The organism is Methanothermobacter crinale, assembly GCF_055397825.1.
Map to the genome: position 1 here is coordinate 38,575 of NZ_AP042450.1, position 8,926 is coordinate 47,500.

Sequence of the window (8,926 nt, forward strand, 5' to 3'; positions counted from 1 at the left end):
CCAATGTGGGGGGGTAAAATGTTAAAGGAGTTTATTATAGAAGCCGAGGTTGCGCCCGCATATTATGTGGACCTTTTAGAGTTTATACTCAAGTATTCTGATTTTGATGATGCTAGGATAGTATATGATAGGCTAATCTTCACCCTGGAACACCCACTTGGGGTTATAAACGGTGATTTACAAGTTGGGAAGAACATCAAAATAAACTTTACTTATCCTCCCAGTTTAGAGGACAAAGTAGAAAAATTGTATGATGATATTTTTTTCCTTATACAATTATTTGAAGAGGAGTTAAGGAAGAGCACATTATATTTCGCATGGGTTGAAGGACAGGACATAATCCCTGAAAAACCTTCATCATTAACTAGAAGGGTATCCAAGGCGCTTTTTGGCAGCAACCTACTAATCTTGTTTATTATCTTCCTTTTCATTAATATTATATTGTTCATCCTATTTGGGTTATATGCAGTTATCATAATCTTGCTTATGCAGCTTTCCATCATATTATTATCTGACAAACTATTTTCGATAATGGGTGAATGGCAGATAACACCTGAAAACCCTTTTTGTCATATACTCATGTACCAGCTGCCGGGTAGGGATCTTAAGTTTTTCAAGGAATTCTGCGGGGATCTTCTGATTAATATAAAAAAGGAGATCTATGATAAGTCTCTTGCGTTAGGCGAACCACCCACTTGCGAGCTTGGGAGGGAAGTTCTCAGAAAATATGGTTTCGAATGCACACCCTTAAATGAAAAATCGAAGATAATAAACGTTTATGATCTCGTCAAGTCTGCAGCTTCCAAGTTCGGGATACCAACACCCAAGATAATAATATCTAATACCATGCTCCCTAATGCCGCTGCCACAGGCCCTAATCCGCACAGAGGCCTTATACTTTTAACAACAGGCATTTTAACCCGTTTGGATGATGAAGAGTTGCTTAGTGTCATAGGTCATGAGTTAGCCCATCTTATGGGCAGAGACCCCATAATACTCTTCAGTATAATCGCTGGGGAATTTATATTAAGGTTGACTGTGCTTTTACCTATTGTAGCCGTGGCACCATTATTGTATGTGATTGTCATATTTTGGCTGATATTCTTCGTGGCGAAAATTTTCGAAGCCCGGGCAGATCTTCTATCCGCAATTGTTATCGGCAAGCCCGATAAGCTTGCAATGGCATTGCAGAAAATAGGGTATAGGAGATCTGAAGGGGGTGGTGATGGGATATTCTCATGGATTTCATGGGATCCCCATCCACCATTATATTTCAGGATAAAGAGGTTGAAGAACCTTAAAATTATAAAAGTTGAAAGTCCATTCCTTAAATCTGCGAAGGATGTTATTCATGGTTTCATAGATTCCATCAGATCCTCTTGAGGAGTTTTTCAATGTTGAGTTTGTTAAAATCCCATGAATCCCTCATCCCATACCTCCTGGCCATGAATTCAACATCCTCCCTGTTCAAGACATGATAGAACAGATCCTCTGATTTCTCCACCCCGGGATCTATAATCTTCTCTAATTCAAGTATGGCCTCCTTCAGGATCTTCTCAGCTCCTGGGCTCTTAAGGAGTCTTTTAATAAGCTCTGATTGTTCTGGTGGATTGTAATCAAAGAATCTTTTCAGGTGTTTCTGTTGGGATATAAACTTGTATATGATTATTAGTTTATCCTGCAATTCCTTGGCTTCAATTCTATTTAACATTAGAGCCCCCCATGCTTGGGTGTTTTTTATTATCCTTTTAACAATATAATGTATAGGGAGGGGATGCTATTTGTATCGTTTGGAACTTGACCGTACAATTTGTGTTTCTTGTGGTACCTGTATTGATATTTGCCCTGAAGTTTTTGAATTTGCCGATGACGGGCTATCATCGATAAAAGGTGTTGAACTCGCGAACTTGCAAGAATTAGATATGGATGATCCGCTATGCACTATAGATGCCATGGAAAATTGTCCAAGTGGGGCTATAAACGTCCATGGAGGATGATGGGGTGATCAGAGCCTCATATTTCACCATACCAGAGTTCACTTTTGAATCCGGTGAAACACTAAAAAACCTTAGAGTAGAATATACTTGTATAGGAACCCCAAGGGTCGACCCTGATGGCTTTATCACTAATGGTCTTCTCCACATACATGGATGGAGTGGGGACTATTCATCAGTAAAAAGGCTGCTACCTCTAATAGGAGAGGGCAAACCCCTAGATAGTTTCTTTATAATAGCCCCAACATCTTTAGGATCCCCCGGATCAAGTTCGCCTTCAACAACCGGCCTCGGAGCCGAATTTCCCCAGTATACCATCAAGGACATGGTTAATTTCCACTATGAGTTTATCAGGCAAAAATTCAAGATTCGGAAACTTAAGGGTATTATCGGCGCGTCCATGGGGGGTTTCCAGGCTCTGGAATGGGGTGTGTCCTATCCAGATTTCATGGATTTCCTAGTGTTACTAGTTACAACATTCAAGGTTAGGGGCATTAATTATGCCATCTTTGAATACATGAACAGGCTCATCAAAGCAGATCCAACCTATAAAAGTGGAAAATACGAAAAAAATCCCAGTTTGGGGGCTTGCCTCGCTTCAATGTTCATGTACCTTTATGGATTTTCAAGAGAATACTATAACAGTCTAGATAATAGGGAACTTCAAGCTTCAATGATAAAAGCCGGGAAAGAAGGCGTGGAACTTGATGCAAATGATATCATATGGAGGAACAATGCCGCCATGGGATTCAACCTAGAAGATCAACTAGGGAATATTAGGGCAGATACATTAGTTGTGGGTATTAGACAGGATCAGTACTTCCCACCCTCCACTGATACCATTCCACTTTCAAATATGATCAAAAATTCAAAGACTATAATCTATGATTCAATCTGTGGGCATCTTGGCGTGAACGAACTTGAAAAAATCCAAGAGGAACTTGGAAGGTTCATAGGATCCCATTCTATCAATTAGGGGATGAGTATGAAGGTTAAAATTGTCGATTTCGGCTTTGATAGGGGAAAATCCCTAAATTATATAAGATATCTTGTATTTGGACTTGAAAGAAGTTTAGTGGAAAAACTCGCAGGGAAACTTGAAGAAGAAACAGAGATACAAGATGACAAATTATTGATAACAGTCTATTACGAGGACAAATACTATCCTCTCGGCTCGGAGGAGGCTGAAACCCGCCTTGAGGATTTCATCGCAAGAGAGGAGATAGAAATGACAGTTTATCTTTCAAGCCTCCTTGAAGATTGAATCCTCCACGTGACGGGGTGTTCATCCCATGAAACTAGATGAAAGGTACAATTTTGGTGATTATCTTTATGAGAGGGATTATTGGATTGTATTCTTGTCACCGAACCAGGGAAATCTTGGAAGCTGTGTCGTGGTCCTGAAAAGGAGAGAAGAATTCTTGAGTAATATAAAGGAAAATGAATGGATTGAATTACGCATTATCATAAAAGAGCTTGAAAACGCCGTTAAGAGAGCTTTTGGCGCCACATTATTCAATTGGGGGTTTTTGATGAACACATTCTATCGCGAGAATAGTCCCCCACCATGGCTTCACTGTCACTTCATTCCAAGATATGATCACAAAGTTGAACTTAATGGGGAGATATTTGAGGATCCATACTTTGGTTACATGAGACCATGGGGTCCTATTAAAATATCCAAGAGAACCCGAAAGATTATAAAAGAAAAAATACTTGAAAATATAGGATAATATCATTTGAGTTTTTCTAGTTTTTCCTTGAATTCCTTTCTGTGCCTCTTTTCCTCATCTATTATATGCCTCAGAACCCCCACAACCTCTTCATCATCTATCAACTTTACATGTTTCTCATATTTCCTTATACCCTCCGTTTCTTTTTGTATTTGCACCCTAAGAGCCTCTTTAACGTCTTCTTCCATATATTCTATTTTTCCATGTTCCATTGATGGTCTACCACCCCTCTTTGTTATTAAATCGGCAAGCCACCACATGTGCCTCATTTCATCCGCTGCAGCACCCTCTATTAATCTGCTTATCTCACAATCATCTATTATAAAAGCGTTATAAGTGTACAACATTGTGGCTTCAAGTTCTCCTTTAAAATCCAAGTTTAAAAGTTTTATTACTTCCAGATTATCCATGAGTATTCACCCCCCCAGACTGTGGAAACCATGCAACCCCAACCTTATTATACTGGGCTTCGGGAAGGAGTTTACCCCCACGCCTATTGTGGTCTTATCCATTCACTGGCAGGTTCACCCCCTCCTCTGTCCTCACAGACCCCCCCATGGGGCTGCCCTCAAAATATATTGTATCTGAACTATTATAAAACTACCTAACCCCCCCGAATGTGGGGGGTCTATGCAAGCAACGGAAGGACAAACCCATAGAGGTGAGATTTTTTGGGTGGATTAAGCAAAGTTTTGTTCTACGCGGCGCTTTGAAACTAATAAAATTTAAATCCCCCCAGCTAAACTGAGAAAAATAAATGCATTAGCTTTGATTTATCCCCTCATAATGGGGTGGATGAAAAAACTTAATCTGCGTTGGCTTATAATTTCAACCCCCCACCACATACATCATGGTAATATTATTGTCTTATATGTTGCAAATGCAACCCCTTGCCAATCTTTCTTCAGCTTTTGCACTTTGGGTTCATGCAAACATTTATCCCATTACCTAGAATCGCCATCTAGTATTCTCCAACATTCCATCGCTGGCTAAGCCCCCCAGTTCCATGTTGTGTGCACACCAAATAGAAAATTATATTAATCATGCCCATAGGATGTGAGGACCGCCCTCTTAAATTGCCCACAGAAAAAAAATCCCCAACCTATAGGGAAAAATTCATCGGATGATTACACAGAATTTAAACCAAAGAAACATTCTCTGCAGCATCCCCCATGTAATTCTAACTTAAAACATGCACCTAATCCAGATTAATGTAAACTCTCATCATGGATCCCCATTTTCCATATCCATATTGCAGGTATTGAAATGTTTAAAGCTTTGAAGAGTCCAACTTCGCTTGTTCTGGTTTTTATGTCATTGCAGATATTGAAAAGAGGAGTCAAGTTTTTTCGAGATCAAAGAGGTTAGTTGTTAAGGAAGATAATTATTGTAGGCGAGTATTAAACTTCTCCTATAAAAAAAGGAGGGGGGAATTAAACCCATACCATTTTTTTGGCGGATGTTAATCCTCCAAGGACTAGAAGAATAGAAATTATTATCCCTGCCAGTGGCGAGCCTGTTATTTCCATCCCCACGACACTGGTAATATTTGTCGTTTTAGCAGGACCTGGAGCTCCTTGAATATTTACAATGGTTTGAACGATTTGGTAATCTGCGGCAGTGAGTGTAGCACTACCCGGGCCTTCATCGGCCCTTAAAATTGCAATTGCTAGACCATTGACCCAGGGGACTGTTATTGATTTACTACCCAAGTTTCCCAGGTTGGTTGTGAAGGTCACTCTGGGGCCGCTGAAGAATAATGCAGCATCTGCACTGTGATCACCACCCGCCACATCATGGTAGACATTAGCGGTAATGGTTGAAGTTTCACCAAGATTTATAGTGGATGGATTGGCGCTGATATTCAGAACCAGCCATGGATAATAGTTTAGGGTTCCGTTGCCAAGGAAGAATTTAGCGGCATCTGGGCTATTGGTGCCATACCAGTTGTAGCGGGCATTGGTGTTACTGTTTTCCAGCTGATGTAAGAGCTTGTCTAAATCGTCCCGTATAGGTTTTAGGATGGGTTCTAGTTCTGGATGTTTTTTAATGGCATCATCAAGGGGTTTAAGCATTTCATCAATGCTGGGTCCGAAGTTGGAAAATAAAAAGTTCTGGATATAATAGTTATAATTGGTGATATGGTTGTAGTTTATTGTCCCATTGGGTGAGCAGATTACGATACCTATTCCTGCACCATCCCCCTCTATGTTGTTACCAGTAACTTTGGTGGTGTTAAAACCAGCAGCTACCATGGAAACATCATTAGTTCCATTTACTCCATTTACCCTGTTATGGATCATGTCAAGATGTGCTAAAGCAACACCCACAATACCTGCAGCTATACTGGGAGAGGTGATATCTGAAGCACTGTTATTCTTCAAGGTTGCATTATTTAACAAGCCCAAACCTAGCATGGCTACTGATGCCTTGGCTTTGCTGATACTGGAAACTTGGTTATTTTCCAGGCTTAGATCCCCCATGGCGACGATTACCATCCCAACTGCCTGTTGCCCCGCCACTATGTGAGATATTATATTTTTAGAGATTTTAACAGTCCCATTTCCTATTATGGCAGCTTCGAGTGCATAGACAGAACTGCCGGCCGACCCTTGTAAATGGGAGATTTTATTACTGGAAATCATGGCATTAATACTGTTACTGACTATTTCCATTCCCATAATGGCACTGGAAGCACTGACACTCTCGATGATGTTCCCAGTAACCATTAAATTGATTACATTGGCCAGCTCGGGATTTCCACCAGCACCCTTGCTCTTTCCCAGTTGGAATCCAAATATGGCACCATTAGATGTGCTTATATTGGACAATGTGTTCCCAATGAGATTAAAATTGGTTAAAGTCCCATTTGTGGAAACAGTAACCCCACATATGATTCCTTCACCATTCATGTTTAATATGTGATTTCCAGAAACTGTGAAAAAACCATGGGAAAGGTTACCTAATATACCATTTTCACTTTGGCCAGAAATAACATTGTCTATGATTGTGGTGTTGCCTCCCGAAACAACGATCCCTGTTTTACCACCGTTAATCTTATTATTTTTAATGGTACAATCATTTGTACTTATATTAATTCCGGTCCCATTCTGTGGGTTGTTTAATATGAACCCGCTTATCGTGCTGCCACCATCACCAGTACTGTCATTTACAAGGGTGAATGCTGTGTTGGTTGGGTTTATTTCCACTCTGTCACCTGTATTGGCTTGTATGGTGAGTTTTTTGTTTACAATAACATCCTCGTGATAGGTTCCACTGTGTACATTGATCACATCACCATTGAGGGTGTTGGAATTATCAATTGCTGATTGTATGGTGGTGTAAATCTGACCAGAACCTACTTCCCATTGAGTCGCCGATGCATCACCTGCACATAAAAACAAAATAGCAACCAAAAAAAAAAAGACTTTTAGAAAATGTAGATTTAGATTTCTTCAAGTTCTCCACCTTCTAGTACATAACAATTATGTTAATATTATATTTAAGGTTTAGTGATTCTTTTTTTTGTTTTAGTTTGGCTGTTCAAGCAGGAGCGCTTCTGAAAGGGTTAGGGGCACAATTCTTTTTACAGTCACCGGGGGGATTATATATCTTTGTAAAGGTTATATCTTATAGGGGGGAATATTCGTATGGTATCTAAGGTTTATTTCACGGACTTGAGGGCACGGTCTGCCGATGAGAATAAGGGGAGTAAAATACAGAGACTTTTTGATAATGTATGTGAGAATATTTTCTCAGAGGATGATGTAGTGGCCTTGAAGGTCCATTTTGGCGAAAGGGGGAATGATTCTTTTGTAAGTCCCGTGCTTTTAAGGTATATCGTCGATAAGGTTAAAGAGAGTGCTGGGAAGGTTTTTTTGACGGATACAAATACGTTGTATTATGGTTCGAGGCATGACTCGGTGGATCACCTTATCACAGCAATACTAAACGGTTTTGACTATGCTGTTGTCGGGGCTCCGCTTATAATCGCGGATGGACTCCATGGGGGAAATGAGAGGGTCGTGGAGGTGAACCAGAAGCATTTTGATGTTGTGAAGATAGCTGGTGACATTTATGAAGCTTCTGGGATGGTTGTAGTGTCACATTTTAAGGGCCATGGGATAAGTGGTTTTGGAGGGGCTCTTAAAAACCTTGCAATGGGTTGTTCAACAATAAGTGGGAAACTGGAACAGCATGAATGTGCAAAACCAATAATAGGAGGGGGTTGTGATCTTTGTGGTGTTTGTGTGGGGGAGTGTCCCGTTGAGGCTCTCACCCTCGTTGAGGATGGTGTGAAGATAAACTATGATAAGTGTATAGCTTGTATGAATTGTGTGGACATTTGCCCAAATGAGGTTTATGATCTTAATTGGGAGGAGGATGTGCCAATATTTATTGAGAGGATGATAGAATATTCACTTGGCGCTATTAAAGGTAAAGAGGATAAGGTTGCATATTTTAATTTCCTTACGAACATAACACCTGACTGTGATTGCGTACCTTGGAGTGATTATCCGATCGTACCAGATATAGGGATATTGGCCTCAAGGGATCCTGTTGCGATAGACGCTGCAAGTTATGATCTTGTGAACGAGCAAGTGGGCTTCAAGGCTTCTATACTTGAGAAGAATTTTGAGGAGGGTGCTGATAAGTTCAGGGGGGTGTGGAGTGAGGTTGATTCAAGATACCAGCTGGTATATGCTGAGGAGATTGGTCTTGGATCACGGGAGTATCATCTTATAAAAATATGATCCTTATGCTGATACCTCTAACATCCTCTCAACAGCCCTTTTGGCCTTTTTAGCTATCTCATCCGGGACTTTGACCACATGTTTTTCCTTGAGGAGTGAGTTTTTCACCCTGGGGAGTGTGTGTAGTTTCATGGGGTCGCAGATGGCCTCCCTAGATAATGGTATGGGGTTTTTGTTTGGGAATTCCATTTTGATTCTTGTGGTCATGTCTACTTCTGTCCCTATTATAAAGTCCCGATTTGAAGATTCTCCAACCCTTCTCAGCATGCCCCCAGTGCTTAGTATCATATCTGCCAATTCCTGGACTTCTGGGTCGCATTCTGGGTGTATTAGCACCTCTGCGTTCGGGTATTCTTTTTTTAGTTTTCTGACTTGCTCTGCTGTGAACATTTTGTGGACATAGCAGTGGCCGTCTTCTGGTACTGGTATGATTTCCTTGTCGGTG

At 40.6% G+C, this 8,926-nt stretch carries 10 protein-coding genes (1 of these 10 cut by a window edge); 6 read left to right on the forward strand and 4 right to left on the reverse strand.

What is annotated here, in order from left to right:
- Window positions 1-18: 18 nt before the first annotated feature.
- Window positions 19-1,383: a M48 family metallopeptidase gene (locus tag ACZ5XX_RS00520; protein WP_464584563.1), complete on the forward strand. Its 1,365-nt coding sequence runs from the start codon at window positions 19-21 to the stop codon at window positions 1,381-1,383.
- On the opposite strand, the gene ACZ5XX_RS00525 is transcribed toward ACZ5XX_RS00520, so the two are convergent.
- On the reverse strand, window positions 1,370-1,711 hold the full coding sequence (locus tag ACZ5XX_RS00525) for a hypothetical protein (protein WP_464584565.1): 342 nt from the start codon (window positions 1,709-1,711) through the stop codon (window positions 1,370-1,372). The two genes, ACZ5XX_RS00520 and ACZ5XX_RS00525, sit on opposite strands and share 14 nt — an antisense overlap.
- Before the next feature lie 70 nt (window positions 1,712-1,781).
- Here ACZ5XX_RS00525 and ACZ5XX_RS00530 point away from each other — a divergent pair, with 70 nt between their 5' ends.
- Genes ACZ5XX_RS00530 through ACZ5XX_RS00545 form a run of 4 tightly spaced genes read left to right on the forward strand, consistent with a single transcriptional unit; the run spans window position 1,782 to window position 3,727 of the window.
- Entirely contained in the window at window positions 1,782-1,997 is a 216-nt protein-coding gene (locus tag ACZ5XX_RS00530) for a ferredoxin (RefSeq protein WP_464584567.1), read from the forward strand.
- Complete coding sequence (locus tag ACZ5XX_RS00535; protein WP_464584569.1) at window positions 1,987-2,970, forward strand: alpha/beta fold hydrolase; 984 nt, start codon at window positions 1,987-1,989, stop codon at window positions 2,968-2,970. The genes ACZ5XX_RS00530 and ACZ5XX_RS00535 overlap by 11 nt, the downstream gene beginning before the upstream one ends.
- Window positions 2,971-2,979: 9 nt before the next feature.
- A complete protein-coding gene (locus ACZ5XX_RS00540) occupies window positions 2,980-3,258 on the forward strand; it encodes a DUF5750 family protein (protein ID WP_464584571.1) in 279 nt (92 codons plus the stop codon).
- Between the two features lie 28 nt (window positions 3,259-3,286).
- Window positions 3,287-3,727 (forward strand): HIT family protein, encoded by a 441-nt coding sequence (locus tag ACZ5XX_RS00545; RefSeq protein ID WP_464584573.1) that lies wholly within the window; start codon window positions 3,287-3,289, stop codon window positions 3,725-3,727.
- A 2-nt stretch (window positions 3,728-3,729) separates the two neighbouring features.
- Here ACZ5XX_RS00545 and ACZ5XX_RS00550 read toward each other — a convergent pair whose 3' ends face one another.
- Window positions 3,730-4,137: a demethoxyubiquinone hydroxylase family protein gene (locus tag ACZ5XX_RS00550; RefSeq protein WP_464584575.1), complete on the reverse strand. Its 408-nt coding sequence runs from the start codon at window positions 4,135-4,137 to the stop codon at window positions 3,730-3,732.
- Between the two features lie 1,023 nt (window positions 4,138-5,160).
- Complete coding sequence (locus ACZ5XX_RS00555) at window positions 5,161-7,143, reverse strand: right-handed parallel beta-helix repeat-containing protein (RefSeq protein WP_464584577.1); 1,983 nt, start codon at window positions 7,141-7,143, stop codon at window positions 5,161-5,163.
- Window positions 7,144-7,377: 234 nt separating this feature from the next.
- On the opposite strand from ACZ5XX_RS00555, the gene ACZ5XX_RS00560 reads away from it, so the two are divergent.
- Complete coding sequence (locus ACZ5XX_RS00560) at window positions 7,378-8,481, forward strand: DUF362 domain-containing protein (RefSeq protein ID WP_464584579.1); 1,104 nt, start codon at window positions 7,378-7,380, stop codon at window positions 8,479-8,481.
- A gap of 3 nt (window positions 8,482-8,484) precedes the next feature.
- Here ACZ5XX_RS00560 and nadA read toward each other — a convergent pair whose 3' ends face one another.
- Window positions 8,485-8,926, reverse strand: the final stretch of a protein-coding gene (gene nadA, locus ACZ5XX_RS00565; protein ID WP_464584581.1) for a quinolinate synthase. Its footprint extends 470 nt past the window's final position; only the last 442 of its 912 coding nucleotides appear in the window; the start codon falls outside the window, past its right edge; its stop codon occupies window positions 8,485-8,487.